Annotated in this window: 14 protein-coding genes; 6 read left to right on the top strand and 8 right to left on the bottom strand. The window is 31.3% G+C overall.

The features are described from left to right. Window positions 1–5 precede the first annotated feature (5 nt). Window positions 6–161, top strand: coding sequence for a helix-turn-helix domain-containing protein (locus tag VK998_RS08450; RefSeq protein ID WP_325227614.1), 156 nt, complete (start codon window positions 6–8; stop codon window positions 159–161). 55 nt (window positions 162–216) lie between these two features. On the opposite strand, the gene VK998_RS08455 is transcribed toward VK998_RS08450, so the two are convergent. The 7 genes from VK998_RS08455 to VK998_RS08485 form a co-directional block, all read right to left on the bottom strand. Continuing rightward, window positions 217–1,404: an anaerobic nitric oxide reductase flavorubredoxin gene (locus VK998_RS08455; RefSeq protein WP_325227592.1), complete on the bottom strand. Its 1,188-nt coding sequence runs from the start codon at window positions 1,402–1,404 to the stop codon at window positions 217–219. 226 nt (window positions 1,405–1,630) lie between these two features. Further along, a complete protein-coding gene (locus VK998_RS08460; RefSeq protein ID WP_325227595.1) occupies window positions 1,631–2,314 on the bottom strand; it encodes a Crp/Fnr family transcriptional regulator in 684 nt (227 codons plus the stop codon). Between the two features lie 156 nt (window positions 2,315–2,470). After that, window positions 2,471–3,679 carry a DUF438 domain-containing protein gene (locus VK998_RS08465; RefSeq protein ID WP_325227597.1) on the bottom strand — a complete coding sequence of 403 codons (1,209 nt, stop codon included), beginning with the start codon at window positions 3,677–3,679 and terminating at the stop codon, window positions 2,471–2,473. Between the two features lie 26 nt (window positions 3,680–3,705). Beyond that, entirely contained in the window at window positions 3,706–5,577 is a 1,872-nt protein-coding gene (locus VK998_RS08470; RefSeq protein WP_325227599.1) for a heavy metal translocating P-type ATPase, read from the bottom strand. A gap of 19 nt (window positions 5,578–5,596) precedes the next feature. Further along, a complete protein-coding gene (locus VK998_RS08475) occupies window positions 5,597–5,812 on the bottom strand; it encodes a heavy-metal-associated domain-containing protein (protein WP_325227600.1) in 216 nt (71 codons plus the stop codon). Between the two features lie 146 nt (window positions 5,813–5,958). Continuing rightward, on the bottom strand, window positions 5,959–8,211 hold the full coding sequence (locus tag VK998_RS08480) for an EAL domain-containing protein (RefSeq protein WP_325227602.1): 2,253 nt from the start codon (window positions 8,209–8,211) through the stop codon (window positions 5,959–5,961). A 228-nt stretch (window positions 8,212–8,439) separates the two neighbouring features. Then, window positions 8,440–10,026: a DEAD/DEAH box helicase gene (locus VK998_RS08485; protein ID WP_325227603.1), complete on the bottom strand. Its 1,587-nt coding sequence runs from the start codon at window positions 10,024–10,026 to the stop codon at window positions 8,440–8,442. 191 nt (window positions 10,027–10,217) lie between these two features. Here VK998_RS08485 and VK998_RS08490 point away from each other — a divergent pair, with 191 nt between their 5' ends. The 4 genes from VK998_RS08490 to VK998_RS08505 all read left to right on the top strand — a co-directional run bounded on the left by VK998_RS08490 (window position 10,218) and on the right by VK998_RS08505 (window position 13,745). After that, window positions 10,218–11,999 carry a M3 family oligoendopeptidase gene (locus VK998_RS08490; RefSeq protein WP_325227605.1) on the top strand — a complete coding sequence of 594 codons (1,782 nt, stop codon included), beginning with the start codon at window positions 10,218–10,220 and terminating at the stop codon, window positions 11,997–11,999. A gap of 27 nt (window positions 12,000–12,026) precedes the next feature. Beyond that, window positions 12,027–12,329 (top strand): DUF1294 domain-containing protein, encoded by a 303-nt coding sequence (locus VK998_RS08495; protein WP_325227608.1) that lies wholly within the window; start codon window positions 12,027–12,029, stop codon window positions 12,327–12,329. Window positions 12,330–12,440: 111 nt separating this feature from the next. Continuing rightward, window positions 12,441–13,346 carry a peptidoglycan DD-metalloendopeptidase family protein gene (locus tag VK998_RS08500; RefSeq protein WP_325227609.1) on the top strand — a complete coding sequence of 302 codons (906 nt, stop codon included), beginning with the start codon at window positions 12,441–12,443 and terminating at the stop codon, window positions 13,344–13,346. A gap of 18 nt (window positions 13,347–13,364) precedes the next feature. After that, a complete protein-coding gene (locus VK998_RS08505) occupies window positions 13,365–13,745 on the top strand; it encodes a bactofilin family protein (RefSeq protein WP_325227611.1) in 381 nt (126 codons plus the stop codon). 141 nt (window positions 13,746–13,886) lie between these two features. Here VK998_RS08505 and VK998_RS13060 read toward each other — a convergent pair whose 3' ends face one another. Then, window positions 13,887–13,979 (bottom strand): CarD family transcriptional regulator, encoded by a 93-nt coding sequence (locus tag VK998_RS13060; RefSeq protein WP_414713593.1) that lies wholly within the window; start codon window positions 13,977–13,979, stop codon window positions 13,887–13,889. 303 nt (window positions 13,980–14,282) lie between these two features. Here VK998_RS13060 and VK998_RS08510 point away from each other — a divergent pair. Next, on the top strand, window positions 14,283–14,673 hold a 391-nt coding region (locus VK998_RS08510; protein WP_325227612.1), incomplete at its 3' end, for a tetratricopeptide repeat protein.

The raw sequence follows: 14,673 nt of genomic DNA on the forward strand, positions 1-14,673 counted from the left end.
TGAATATTTCAAAAAAAGAATTAGCTGAAAGATTAGGGATACAAAGGCCTTCCCTGTTTAGGGAGTTAAGAAAGATGAAAGAAGAAAAACTCATTGACTATAATCACAAAAGCATAGTAATATTAGATACAAAAATTATTAATAGTGAATCTAAAAATTAGAATCTTAGCATTATTAAAGGCAGGCCTTTCTAGCCTGCCTTCTACATAATTAATATTATAATTTACCTACAAATTCCTTACCAAATTCTATACATCTATTCATAGATTCCTCATCTGGATTCCAGAGTTCTTTTATTCCTTCTTGTACTATTTCTATTTTTGCATCTTTTAACCTTTCTTCTAAAATACCTACAGATTCTCCTGACCAACCGTAGGAACCAAAAGCAGCACCTTTTTTGTTTTTAAATCCTATACCTTTTATCATATCAAGTATCCCACCTGTTGCATGCATTATACTCTTGTTTACTGTTGAAGAGCCAAATAATATTGCTTTTGATTTAAATAATTCTGTAATTATGTCATTTTTATCTGAATTGGCAGCATTAAATAATTTTATACTTACATCTTTATCTACTGCTCTAATGCCTTCTGCAATTGCCTCTGCCATTCTTCTAGTAGCATTCCACATAGTATCATATACTATAGTGATCTGATTTTCCTGATAGGCATCTGCCCATTCTAAATATTTTTCAATAATCTGGACTGGATTATCTCTCCATATAATTCCGTGACTGGTAGCTATCATATCTACAGACAAATTAAATTCTAGTACTTCCTTTATTTTATTAGTTACAAGGGAACTAAAGGGAGTTAATATATTTGCATAATATTTAATAGCTTCTTGATATAGTTCTCCTTGATCTACTAAATCGTTATACATAAGCTCTGAAGCATAGTGTTGCCCGAATGCATCGTTACTAAATAGAATATTTTCCCCCGTCATATAAGTAAACATAGTATCTGGCCAGTGCAACATTCTAGCTTCAACAAATATAAGTTTATTCTCTCCAATCTCTAATTCGTCTCCCGTTTTTACTTCAACAAAATTCCAATCTTCATGAAAATGAGCTTTGAGTATCTTCGCTCCATTTGAAGTACAGTAGATAGGCACATCAGGAATCTCCTTCAATAACAAAGGCAATGCTCCACTATGGTCTATTTCTGCATGTTGAGCTATTATGTAGTCTATTTCATTTAAGTCTATTTCCTTCTTCAGATTCTCTACGAATTCTTCAGCAAACGGTTCCCAAACTGTATCTATAAGTACTGTTTTATCATCTTTTATTAGATAAGAATTATAAGACGATCCTCTATGTGTAGAATATTCATCACCATGGAAACGCCTCAATTCCCAATCAATTTTACCTACCCAAGTTACTTTATCTGTCATCTTATGAGCCATATAAATACCTCCTAATAATTTTTTTAATATATATTCATATTATAGGCATCCAATTTAAAAACTTAATAAAAAAGATATTTGTACTACCTGCCAATTTCTTTATCACCCTAAGAATGATAGTACAAGCTGACACGCTTCTTGTCATCCCGAGACTCTCAGTATAAGCTTACTCTCGAAGGAGCTGAAGGGTTTAAAATACAAGAACAAGAACATTTGATCCAACTACCTAAATTAATGTTCTTAATTCGTCTTCATCCAATATAATAATTCGTCTATGTCCTTTCAATTTTATCCAACCCATATCTTGAAAATAAGATAATTTTCTACTTAATGTTTCTTGGCTCATACCAATATGAGAAGCTAAATCTCTTTTACTCATATTGAGCAATACTTCACCTTCATCATTAGCTAAATCTAATAGCATTTCCACAATTCTTGTTTCCACATCATGAATGCCTAAATGTTCTATCAAATTTTCTGCCCTTGTCAATCTAGAGCTTAGTTCTTCCATAACTTTAAAAGCTATAGTAGGATATTTGCCCATTAACGTTTTTAATTTTTCTCCATCTATTACGCATACCGTTGTATCTTCTAGTACTTCTGCATTATCAGTTAATGGTTCATGAACAAAAAGAGACAGCTCTCCCATAAAATCTCCTGGCCCTAATATTCTAATAACTTGTTCTTTTCCCATATGGGAAAGTCTCGATATCTTAACCTTACCTTTATGGATAACGAATAACCTTTCACCTTTATCTCCAGTCATATAGACCATTTCGCCCTTCTTGTATCTTCTTGCTATTGTAATTCTAGCTACTTCCATCATTTCATCATAGGTTAATGTATTAAAAATTGGTACTATTTCTATACAAGTTTTATCTTTCCTATCATGCTCGCAACCACAAATCATCATAACACCCCGTTCTAATTAGGTATAATTCCTTCATATACTATATTCCCCAAAAGTAGCCCATTAATCTATATTTTCTTTTGTTCATAAAAACTTATCCTAAATACAATTAGCTACGGGGTAGATTATGATTGCAATACTTATATAAGCTATTCTTTATTCTGTTAGAAGCCTTTTTTCTCCTTCAATTGCTTGAATGGGAGCTATATTTTGAGTAAACTCTAAAGTTCCAAGATATTCTCCATCTTTGCTTCTTACAGCAAAATATCTAATCAACACATATATATCTCCCATCTTAATCCAAAAATCTTCATTATCCTTCTCACCAGATTTAAAATCTTCCAATATTTTATCTACTATATTAACGCTAGCTGGGGGATGACAGTTTTGTACACTTCTACCTATGACAGCCTTAGTACGAGCAAATATCCTTTCTTTTCCTTGAGAAAAATATTTTACAGTATCATTTTTATCTATAAAAGTCATATCTCCTGGGATAGTATTCAGCATTTGACTTATCTCCTGTGGGGTTAAAAAACCTGTTTCAAACTTCACATTTCCTGCTTCTGATGCTATTTCTTCCTTTTCAGCAGTTTTTATTCTTTTTAATTCCCATTCAGCTTTTGGTTCTATCAATGCATAACCTATTTCATCACTTTCTTTATATATGACAATCCATTCATCTTCTGTTAAAGTCTCCAATGCCATAGGGAATAATATACTTTCCTCTTTAAAAATCATTTCTTTTATTTCATGAGATACTTCTTCCATTTTTTCTAGTATTTCATCTTTATTTCCTTTATAAGATGTCAACATAAGTTTTGCTTCTTTTATTAAAGCTCTAATATCGTCATCAACTCCCCACATTACCTTTGGTGGTGCAGTTATACCGTACTTTTCTAGATAGGGGAATATTAGATTTTCTTTTCTACTATAATGCTTATCGATATCCCATAATAAATTCAAATCCTGTATTAGATTATTTATATTTTCTTTTGAATCATCTTCTTTGAACTTTTCTAAATTGCTAACAAGGGTATTATCAATATATTCTTCAATAGCATTATTTTCTTGTCTCATAGTATAAACTGGGTGCCCTGGAACTTCTTCAGGATGATGTATTTCTTCAATTGAGCCTTTAAAAACTGCAGCATGGACATTGCATAACCTTTGAATCTCTTCTATAGGTAAGCCTTCTTTAACCAACTGGGTTTCCATAGCTGATATTTCTGATGCAGAAACTCCTTCTATTACTTTAGCAAACTTTTCTTTTACTTCTTCTACAGCCTTTCCATCATGGAGTTCTTTGATTACTTCCTTTAACATCTTCTGCCTGTGTTCTCTGTTGTTAATCAATTCACTCATTAAATTCACCTCTCATTCTTTTTTAACTAATCATATAATACTTTTCTGCTCTTTCCTTTTTCCCCATATCCTAATAACCTTACAGCATTTACTATTACTAATAATACGCTTATTTCATGAATTAACATGCCAGAGGATAAAAATACTACTTTCCCTAGTACTCCTGCTAATAAAGCAGCTGCAACTATAATAGCAAAATAAATATTTTGTTTCATATTTCTTACTGTAGCTCTACTCAATCCAATAGCATAGGATAATCTTTTTATTTCATCAGACATTAACACCACATCTGCCGTTTCCATAGCTACATCGGTACCTGCACCACCTATGGCAATACCTAAATCTGCTGAAGCTAATGCGGGAGCATCATTTACCCCATCTCCAACCATAGCTGTCGCTCCAAACTTTTCTTGTAGAATTTCTAAAGCTTCTACTTTTCCTTCTGGTAGAAGTTCTGCATAGTATTCATCAATTCCTAGCTCTTTCGATATAGCAGCAGCGGCTCTTCTATTATCTCCAGTTAACATAACTACTTTTTCAATACCTTGATTTTTCAAACTCACTATAAGTTCCTTAGCATCTTCTCTAACCGTATCAGCTATTGATATAGCTCCTAATGTATTTTCTAAATCTGAAACTATAACTACAGTTTGCCCATGTTCTTCTTCACTTTTTATATAATTTTCTTCCTCTTGAGTTACATATACCCCATTTTCTTTTAATAATTTTCTATTACCTATTAAATATATATTTTCCTCAATTTTTACTTTTAAACCTTGTCCAGTAATTATTTCAGCCTCATCTGGTACTTCATTTAATTGGCCGCATTTTTCCTCTGCTGCTTCGATAATGGCTCTGGCTAGAGGATGTTCTGAGTAGCTTTCTCCTATAGCGGTAATCTTTAATAATTCGTCTTCATCTATATTAAAAGCCTTTACATGAGTTACCTTTGGTTTGCCTTCTGTTAAAGTTCCTGTTTTATCAAAAGCCAATACCTTAATCTTCCCTAGTTTCTCCATTATCTCTCCACCTTTAACTAAAACACCATGTTTTGCCCCATTGCCAATGCCTGCTACTATGGACACTGGCGTTGAAATTACCAAAGCTCCTGGACAAGCTATTACCAGTAAGGTCAAAGATAAAACTAAATCCTTAGTAAATAAGAACAACAATGTTGCTAATACTATTATAGAAGGAGTATAGTATCTAGAAAATACTTCTAAAAATTTCTGAGTTTTTGCTTTCTTATCCTGAGCTTCCTCTACCATTTCCAGTATCCTGGCAAAGGTAGTATCATCCCCAACTCTATCCGCCTTTATCTTCAAATATCCAGATTCTATTATGGTACCTGAAAACACAGTATCTTCTTCTTTTTTGTCTACAGGAATAGATTCTCCTGTAATTGCAGCTTGATTGATATATGCATTGCCTTCTATTATTGTTCCATCAACAGCAATTTTTTCTCCTGGCTTTACTATTAATATATCTCCTTTTACTACTTCATCTGGTGATATTTCTACTTCTTCACCATTCCTTATTACTCTAGCTATATCTGGTGCTAAATCCAATAAAGACTTAATAGAAGATCTAGTTTTCTCCAATGTCTTAGACTCTAAATAATCACCTAACATAAATAAAAATGTAACCGCTGCAGCTTCCCAATATTCTTGCAAAAACATTGCACCTATTACTGCTAAAGATACTAACGCATCTATACCTAAAATCTTATACCTTATAGCAACAAGGGCATTTTTTAAAATAGGCAATCCTGCTATAATGGCAGCAGCTATCATAAATATATTTTCATACCATATATTCAAATCTGTTCTTTTCAATATGAATGAAATAATAATCAGTATCCCTGAAAACAAAACTCTTTGCCCCTTAGTTATTCTCACTATACTCCCCCTCCTAAAATTATTTTTCTCCTAATACTTTATATCCTAATCTCTCAATAACAAATTTTATATCTTCAGATTCTATTATAGATTCATCAAAAGTCACTTTCGCCTTACTTGAATTAAACAATACCTCTGTATCTTTTACACCGTCAGTCTTTTTTAATGCTCCCTCTATCTTTGCCATACAAGATGGACATGTTAATGTTTCTAATTTGTAAGTTTTAGTTATCATAAAAACTTCCTCCTTATTTTTTGTTTTTTATTATTCTGTGTTTTTATTATAAAAAATATTACAAAACAATACTTTGACCTAGATCAAAATTTAAAATATTTTTAAAAAATAAGAGGTCAGATAGAATTTTTCAATTCTCTGACCTCTTATTTTTGTTTGTATAATAATTTTTCGAATTCTTTTGCAGGAATAGGTTTGCTAAAATAATATCCTTGACCAGTATTGGCACCTAGTTCCTTCAGTATATTTAATTGCTTTTCAGTTTCTATTCCTTCTGCAGTAACCAGTATATCAAATTGCTTAGCTAGAAGTATTATAATTCTAGAAATTGCTCTATTCTTCTCATTAACTTCTAAATCCCAAACAAAACTTCTATCAATTTTTAATTCATCAACATTCATTTCTCGCAAATAACTTAAATTAGAATAACCTGTTCCAAAATCATCCATTGTGACAAATACTCCTAATTCTTTTAATTGATTTAATACTTCTAATGTATATGAAATATCGGACACAGCAATCGTTTCAGTTATCTCCAAACCTAAATATTTTGGATCTAATTTTGTTTTATTCAAAGCATTAGAAACTATGCTTAAAAAATTATAATGTTGAAACTGTCTGGCTGAAATATTTACAGAAACTCGTCTAGGTTTGTAGCCTTTTTCAATCCATTCCTTATTTTGTCTACAAGCTTCCATTAAAACCCATTCTCCAATAGAAAATATAAGTCCTATCTCTTCTGCTAATGGTATGAATTCATCTGGAAAAACTAATCCCCTCTTTGGATTTTCCCAGCGTATCAAACTTTCCATACCAATTATTTCACCTGTTCTAATATCTATTTTCGGTTGATAAAATAAAACAAATTCCTCATTAGTTACAGCTTGTCTAAGTTGATTTAATATAATTAGATTATTATGTCCCCTTTTCCCAATTTTCTCATTATATTTAAAGTAACTATTACCTCCTAATTCCTTTGCTTCATATAATGCTATCTCTGCATTCTTTACAAGTGAAACACTGTCAATTCCTGCATCAGGATATATTGCAACTCCAATACTAGTAGTTAAATACAGTTCATAGTTTTTATAGGTTATATATTCTTTAAAACTTTCTATAATTTTGTTGACCACTATATCTATCTTAGATATATCCCATATGTTTTTTAATAGTATTAAATACTCATCTCCCCCACCTCTTGCTATTAAGTCTTCTTCATAAATTAAATCATCTAACCTTAATCCTATTATCCTTAATATTTCATCTCCTATGTCATGTCCTAGATTATCGTTAATATATTTAAATCTATCTAAATCTAGATATAGTACAGCTAATTTTTCATCTGAGGATATATTTTCAATTGTATCTTCTAATTCTTCCATGAAAAATACTTTATTAGGTAAGTCTGTTACAAAATCAAAATAAGCTAATCTATATATCTTTTCTTGATGAACCCTTAAATCCTTGTTAGCGTTCTCTAATTCATTAGTCCTTTTTTCTACTTCTTGTTGTAGTCTTTTGTTCCAAATAAAGAAGAATAACAATAATAAACTAACAACTCCAATACCTATTATTATGTACTTCATATAGGTTTTAAATACAAAATGCCCATGGGATAATTGATCTCCAAACCACCTTTTATATATTTTATCGTAAGTCCCATCCTGCTTTATTCTTGTCAATCCTTCTTCTAATATCCTATAAGCCAATCTATTTTCAGGTAATGTCACAGGTCCATAAGCTGTTTCGCCTAAAGGTTCTCCAATGGTTTTCACTTTATTTGTCTTTCTTATATTATTAAGATAATATATAGCCGTTATTCTATTTCCAATAAAAGCATCCGCTTCCCCATCCAATAATGCTTCTATACCTTCCATTTGATTAGCTCTAGGTATTGAAATAATTTGTGGAATTTCTTTAATACGCTCTTCTTGAACATCTTTTTCTTGATAAGCGATTCTTAAACCTTTTAAATCTTCGATCTCTCTTATATGATTTTTATTTTTATCGATAAAAATAGAATGGTAATTAATTATAGTGGACTCAATAAAGCTATACTTGGTTTTCCTTTCCTCAGTTTTAGACATCCCCTGAATCCCATCTACTTCTCTATTTTCCATAGCGGATACTGCATCTGACCATCTCATAGGTATGAGCTCTATTTCAATATCCATAGTTTCTTCGATAGCTCTCATTATATCTACATTAAAACCCTTATATTCTCCTTTTTCATCTACATATTCATAAGGCTTGAAATTATTGTCCCCTGCAATTCTCAGCTTAATTTTAGGTTCATCTTCTACTGAGTCTTTTGCTACCTCCATATAATTCTTTATAAATAATAGAATAATAAAGCCCATTAAAAGTATAATCCCTATTCTTATAACCCTTTTCTTCATTATAATCAATCCTTTATAATAAACGATCAAAAGACTTATAATGTATTATTCTATATATTATGTCAAAATCCTTCATATTTTTCTTTTTTTGAATATTGTTTAGAATTTCCCCAATATTACCACCTTAATTGTGTATATCTTTTTATATACCCAATTTTATTGATAATATGAAAATAACAAAAGCGATTAAAGAATTAAATTTTCTTCATCGCTTTTATAGGTTTATTTTTATTTTGAATTAGCTAACTCAACCTTTACCTTACTTCCCTTTATTCTTTTGTTGTTCAATCCTTTTATCACCTGTTGTGCATACTCTTCTGGAACTTCAACAAAAGTAAATCTATCATACATATCTATATCTCCTACAGTCTTTCTAGGTATACCCGTTTCATTTAATAATGCTCCTAATATATGTCTTGGACTTACGCCTCTTCTTTTTCCTGTGTTTATATATATTCTTGAAATTGTTTTAATACCTGCTGCTCCATAATCTACTGCATCTAATTCTCTATGTCCATCTAATTTATTGTTTAATAAATAAAATTTCAATAAAGCTGCTGCTATATCAAAGGAATTATAATCTTCTCCTAATAATTGATTTAACATTTCTTCATATCTGTCTAATTGCCCTTTATCAATTTCTTCTTTGATTTTTTCTAGTAATATATCACTTTGTTTTTCTTCCATATCTTTTAGTGTGGGTAAATCTTTTCTAGCAATTTTTGTTTTAGTATACCTTTCAATATCCTTAATTCTATACCTATCTCTACCTACTACAAAACTAAGAGCCATTCCCTCTCTACCTGCTCTGGCAGTTCTTCCAATCCTATGGACATAATATTCTTCATCCTGTGGTATGTCATAATTAAAAACAATATCTACATTATCTACGTCTAGACCTCTTGCAGCTACATCGGTAGCTACCAAAATATCTATATTCCCAGATCTAAACTTAGACATAACTCTATCTCTTTGGGGTTGTTTTAAATCTCCATGAAGTCCATCAACAAAATATCCTCTACCCTGTAATTCAATAGTCAATTCATCTACTTTCTTTTTAGTATTACAAAATACTATGGAAAGTTTAGGATTATATATGTCTATTAGTCTAGACAATATTTCTGTTTTCATATGTTCCTTTAATTCAAAATAATATTGTTCTACTCTTGGTACCGTTAACTCCTTGTGTACTACTCTAATAGTTTTTGGGTTAGTTTGATACCTTTTAGCAAACTTAACTATTTCCTTAGGCATAGTCGCAGAAAAAAATACTGTCTGTCTTTCTTCTGGTACATGGTTTATTATTAGTTCAATATCGTCTCTAAACCCCATATCAAACATTTCATCTGCTTCATCTAATACTAACACCTTTATATTACCTAGTTTTAAAGTTTTTCTTTTTATATGGTCTATTATTCTACCAGGAGTCCCCACAACTATTTGAACTCCTTTTTTTAAAGCCTTTATCTGTCTATTAATAGGTTGTCCTCCATATATAGGCAGTACAAAAATATCTTTATTATATTTGGACAACCTTCTAATCTCTTCTGCCACTTGGATTGATAGTTCTCTAGTAGGGCACAGTACCATAGCCTGCACTGCTCTGTCTTTTTGGTTGCATTTTTCAATAATAGGTATGCCAAAAGCAGCGGTTTTGCCAGTCCCTGTTTGTGCCTGCCCAATTATATCTAAACCTTCAAGCAAATGAGGTATTGCTTGAGACTGTATAGGCGACATCTCTTCAAAACCCATATCTGAAACTGCCTTTTGAATTTCTTTTGAAAGATTAATATCTTCAAATTTCAATTTATTCATTAATTTTACTACATCCTTCCTTTTTTTATCTAACTTGTTAAGTATATATATAATATGGCTTTTTTGCAAGTAAATTATGAATTTAGAATTACAAATTTTATTATTTCCTTTTATAAGACTAAATATTAAGTTGAATTAACAGATTATTAAGGATATTATAATATTAAGTAATAAAATTTGGAGGGATTTTTATGGATATGAAATGGAGTTTAGATGAATTATATACCTCTTTTAATTCAAAAGAGTATCAACAGGATTTAAAGGATTTTGATGAACAAATGGAAAACTTTATTAAATGGACGGAAGAAAATTTAAATCTTTTAAATAATCCTAAAGAAAAAATTTCAGAATATTTAAATAGGATAATAATTTTATCTAATCTATCTTCGAAATTAATGGCCTATCCTCGTTTAATTTCAAGTGTAGAAGCTAGAAATGAGATAGCATTGAAACACTTGGACAAGCTACAAGTAAAATATGCAGAGATTACCAAACCTTCTGTTCAATTTAAAAAATTTATTAATGCTCTAGACAATTTAGATGAAATTATCAACTCATCTAAATCATTGAAAAAACATAGTTTTTATTTAAATGAAATTAAAGAAAAAGCTCAATATTTACTTAGTGAAGAAAAAGAAATATTAATCTCTAAAATGAAAAACACTGGTTCTAAAGCTTGGACAAATCTACAAAATATATTGAGTTCTACTTTACTTGTTAATATAGAAATAGATGGGGAACTAAAACAACTTCCTCTTCCTGTAGTTAGAAATATGGCTCATAATAAAGATGAAGAGTTAAGAAAAAAAGCATATGAAGCAGAATTAAAATCCTATGAAAAAATCGAAGAATCTTCTGCTGCTGCCTTAAACGGAATTAAAGGAGAAGTCTTAACTATTTCAAATATGAGAGGATTTGAATCTCCTTTAGATGAAACTTTGGTTAATTCCAGAATGGATAAAGAAACTTTAGATGCTATGTTGAGTGCTATTGAAGAATTTTTACCCGTATTTCATAAATACTATAATAAAAAAGCTCAGCTATTGGGTCATGATAATGGATTGCCTTTCTACGATATATTTGCACCTATAGGAGAAATGAATAAAACTTATACTTTTACTGATGCACGAAAATATATCGTAAAGAATTTTAAAACCTTTAGTGACAAATTAGCCAATTTTGCAGATAATGCTTTTGAAAAAAGATGGATAGATGCAGAACCAAGAGAAGGTAAAAGAGGAGGAGCTTTCTGTTCCAATCTTCATCCTATTAAAGAAAGTAGGATTCTTTCTAATTTTAATGGTAGCTTTAGTAATGTAATTACTTTAGCCCATGAACTAGGCCATGGATACCATGGATTCTGTCTAAAAGATGAAACTATCTTAAATAGTAGATACCCCATGCCTATAGCTGAAACTGCTTCTATATTTTGTGAGACCATTGTAATGAATGCTGCCTTAAATGAAGCTACCAAAGAAGAACAACTTAGTATATTGGAATCCTCTATACAAGATGCAAGTCAAGTAATAGTTGATATATATAGCAGGTTTTTATTTGAAACAGAATTGTTTGAAAAAAGAAAAGATCATTCCCTTTCTGTAAATGAATTAAAAGAAATAATGTTAGAAGCACAGAAAAAGGCCTACGGAAATGGGTTAGATCACAATTATCTTCATCCTTATATGTGGGTAAATAAACCTCATTATTATTATGGTGAACGAAATTTTTATAATTTCCCTTATGCCTTTGGATTATTATTCTCAAAAGGATTATACGTAGAATATTTGGACAACCAGGACACATTCGTTGAAAAATATGACCATTTTTTAGGTGCTACTGGTAAAAATAATATAGTTGATGTGGCTAAACTAATGGATATAGATGTTCACTCACCTGATTTCTTTAGAAACTCTTTGAAATTAATTGAAAAAGATATAGAGAAATTCGTTGAACTGGTAGATAATCTTAAGTAAAATCTAATAAAGAAAGTGGGTTTTTATATGAATATACTAGCAAATTTTAATAATAAAGAGACTACCTTTTTAATCTACATTTTCATAATAAATACTATTTCCTTTCTAGTCTTTGGTTTGGATAAAGCCAAAGCAAAGAAAAACAACTGGAGAATTAGCGAATTTAATTTGATTCTTTTAGCTTTATTAGGTGGTTCTACTGGTGCATTACTAGGGATGATGATCTTTAAACATAAGATTAGCAAGGCTAAATTTTACATAGGAATCCCATTAATCTTAATATTAAATAAAATTTTAGAATTGATAATATTTAATTCTATAAAATGTTAAAAATATGTTATAAATTTTTTAAATATTTTATAGAAGGATTTTTAATTTTTATGTAGAATAGCTATAGTATGGAAAATTTAACTAGTATTAAGAAAGAGGTTGAATATAAATATGGGGAAAAATAAAAACTCAAAAATCTGCATCATGATAGTCCCCCGTACTGATAAAGTAAAAAGGTTAACGGTTCCACAATGGCTGCCTAAAGTTTTACTACTATCCATTTCAACGATTTTTATTGGGATATTATTCATTTTTAACAATCTCTATATAAATAAAATAAATCTAGAAAGTAAATATAATGATAAAATAACTGAAATCAGCAATCTTGAAGAAAAAAATAGAAAAAAAGAAATAGAATTATCTAAACTAAAATCCCAAACAAATCAATTATATCAAAAAACTAATGAAGTAGAAGACAAACTAATGGAGATTGAAAAACTACAAAGGCAATTGGAAAAAATGGCTGGTATGAAAAGTCCTTCTAGAGGTGGAAGAATAGAAAGAGTTACTGAACTAGAAACACTAGAGCCAGTAGATGAAATCCAAGTATTAAAAGAAGTTTTGGAAAATAAGGAAACTGAACTAAAGGCTTTTATCAATGATTTAGAAGAAAGATTTGAATACCTAGAAACCGTACCTGATTTATGGCCTACACAAGGTAGGTTAACTTCTACCTTTGGTAATAGAAGAAACCCCTTTGGAGGAGGTTACAGATTCCATAATGGAATTGATATAGCAAATTCAACAGGTACCAATGTTTGGGCTGCCGGTAAAGGAAAGGTAACCTTTTCAGGCTATAAATCTGGCTTAGGTAGAACGATTATTATAGACCATGGCAATGGATATAGCACTGTATATGGACATAATAGCAAACTTCTAGTTAATAAAGGAGAAAAGGTAGAAAAGGGACAAGATATAGCAAAAATGGGCAGTACCGGAAGAAGCACTGGCTCACATCTACATTTTGAAATACATAAAAATAAAAATATTATCGACCCGTTAACCATTCTTAAATAAAAGCAAGGGGGAGAATCCATGTTTGGGAAAAAAGTTGAAAAATCAATGGAAATTGACTCTTTAATTGGTGAAAATATTAAATTAACTGGAAAAATAGAAGGCAAAGGGAATCTGAGAATTGATGGTATTATTGAAGGAGATATAGTATATGAAGGAGATGTAATCATAGGAGAAACTGGGAAAGTACAAGGAAACATTCACTGTCGTGATATTTCATTAGCTGGTACTGTAGAAGGTAATATTAAAGCTAAAGAAAAATTAACCCTTCACACCACTGGTAAACTAATGGGAGATGCAGAAGTTGCAAATCTTATAGTTCATGAAGACGCTTTTTTCCAAGGTAGTTGCAAAATGACTGATAAAAAAGTTAAACAAATCGAATCAACTACAAAAAAATAGAAAAAACTAAATATTATGATCTACAAATATAAAAAATAGGCTTAAACTTAAGCCTATTTTTTATAACAAATAATAAAGTTTTCTCTTATAAAATATTACTTTAAATAAACTTTCCCTACATGAGTTTCAAAAAAACTACCTTTACTTAGTTTCAATTGCTTCAATAATCCCTACGCCCTGAGCCGGATATACGGCTCTGTCTCCAATGTTGAACCCCATAATGTCCTCACGCATAGCATTAAATCGGTTATCACAATCCCCGCGCTCGGTGCCTTCAGCGCCTATCCTGTGCACATATGCAACTTTTTTGTATGTGTAGGAATTGTGTCAAAGGTACAAGTTACAACAAAATTGCACATAAGTCAAGAAAAGGCTTGGAGTCCGTGGTTGAGCTGTGCTAGTTTACAAAGTTTTTGTTTTTCAAGTGGGGTAATTCACATGAGAAAAGTTGAGATTTAATAGGTGACAAAAACAGAAACGATTCGGGTGGTTTTCGCCTATATTAGGTTCAGTGTTTAAAGGGTTCGGAGTTTGAGTGTGGATACCATAACAAGGATGTTTTTTGTGCGGCACCGAATACGAATCATTTTATCCATTGTGCAGATTCTTGCCCTTGTTGGGTTTGGGGGCGGCGTGCGACCTGTTGCAGCATTTCAACCTCTGCAGGTGGACGATGTGCGCAGCAAAGATCCAGCGCTCCCAGAGGAGCTCGGCTTTGCGGATACGTTGTTTGCGCAGCAAGATTTTTACCGCGCGGTAACGGAGTATAAGCGTTTTGTATATCAGTATCCTAAGCATCCCGAGGTGGGACGAGCACGTCTGAACATGGCGCGCGCGACTATCGCTGCGCAGCGCTGGGAGGACGCGCGTGTCATGCTGGGGGAACTCTTAGAAAAGGATGTGGCGAAACACATAACCGCACAGACCC

This window comes from Schnuerera sp., from assembly GCF_035459645.1.
In the GTDB taxonomy this organism is placed as follows: Bacteria; Bacillota; Clostridia; order Tissierellales; family Tepidimicrobiaceae; genus Schnuerera.

What these genes read in the sequence shown, in the direction of transcription:
- VK998_RS08455 (WP_325227592.1), bottom strand. Translation starts at nt 1,404, where the DNA reads ATGGCTCATAAGATGACAGATAAAGTAACTTGGGTAGGTAAAATTGAT.
- VK998_RS08475 (WP_325227600.1), bottom strand. Translation starts at nt 5,812, where the DNA reads ATGATAACTAAAACTTACAAATTAGAAACATTAACATGTCCATCTTGT.
- VK998_RS08500 (WP_325227609.1), top strand. Translation starts at nt 12,441, where the DNA reads ATGGGGAAAAATAAAAACTCAAAAATCTGCATCATGATAGTCCCCCGT.
- VK998_RS13060 (WP_414713593.1), bottom strand. Translation starts at nt 13,979, where the DNA reads ATGCGTGAGGACATTATGGGGTTCAACATTGGAGACAGAGCCGTATAT.
- VK998_RS08505 (WP_325227611.1), top strand. Translation starts at nt 13,365, where the DNA reads ATGTTTGGGAAAAAAGTTGAAAAATCAATGGAAATTGACTCTTTAATT.
- VK998_RS08495 (WP_325227608.1), top strand. Translation starts at nt 12,027, where the DNA reads ATGAATATACTAGCAAATTTTAATAATAAAGAGACTACCTTTTTAATC.
- VK998_RS08465 (WP_325227597.1), bottom strand. Translation starts at nt 3,679, where the DNA reads ATGAGTGAATTGATTAACAACAGAGAACACAGGCAGAAGATGTTAAAG.
- VK998_RS08485 (WP_325227603.1), bottom strand. Translation starts at nt 10,026, where the DNA reads ATGAATAAATTGAAATTTGAAGATATTAATCTTTCAAAAGAAATTCAA.
- VK998_RS08490 (WP_325227605.1), top strand. Translation starts at nt 10,218, where the DNA reads ATGGATATGAAATGGAGTTTAGATGAATTATATACCTCTTTTAATTCA.
- VK998_RS08460 (WP_325227595.1), bottom strand. Translation starts at nt 2,314, where the DNA reads ATGATTTGTGGTTGCGAGCATGATAGGAAAGATAAAACTTGTATAGAA.
- VK998_RS08480 (WP_325227602.1), bottom strand. Translation starts at nt 8,211, where the DNA reads ATGAAGAAAAGGGTTATAAGAATAGGGATTATACTTTTAATGGGCTTT.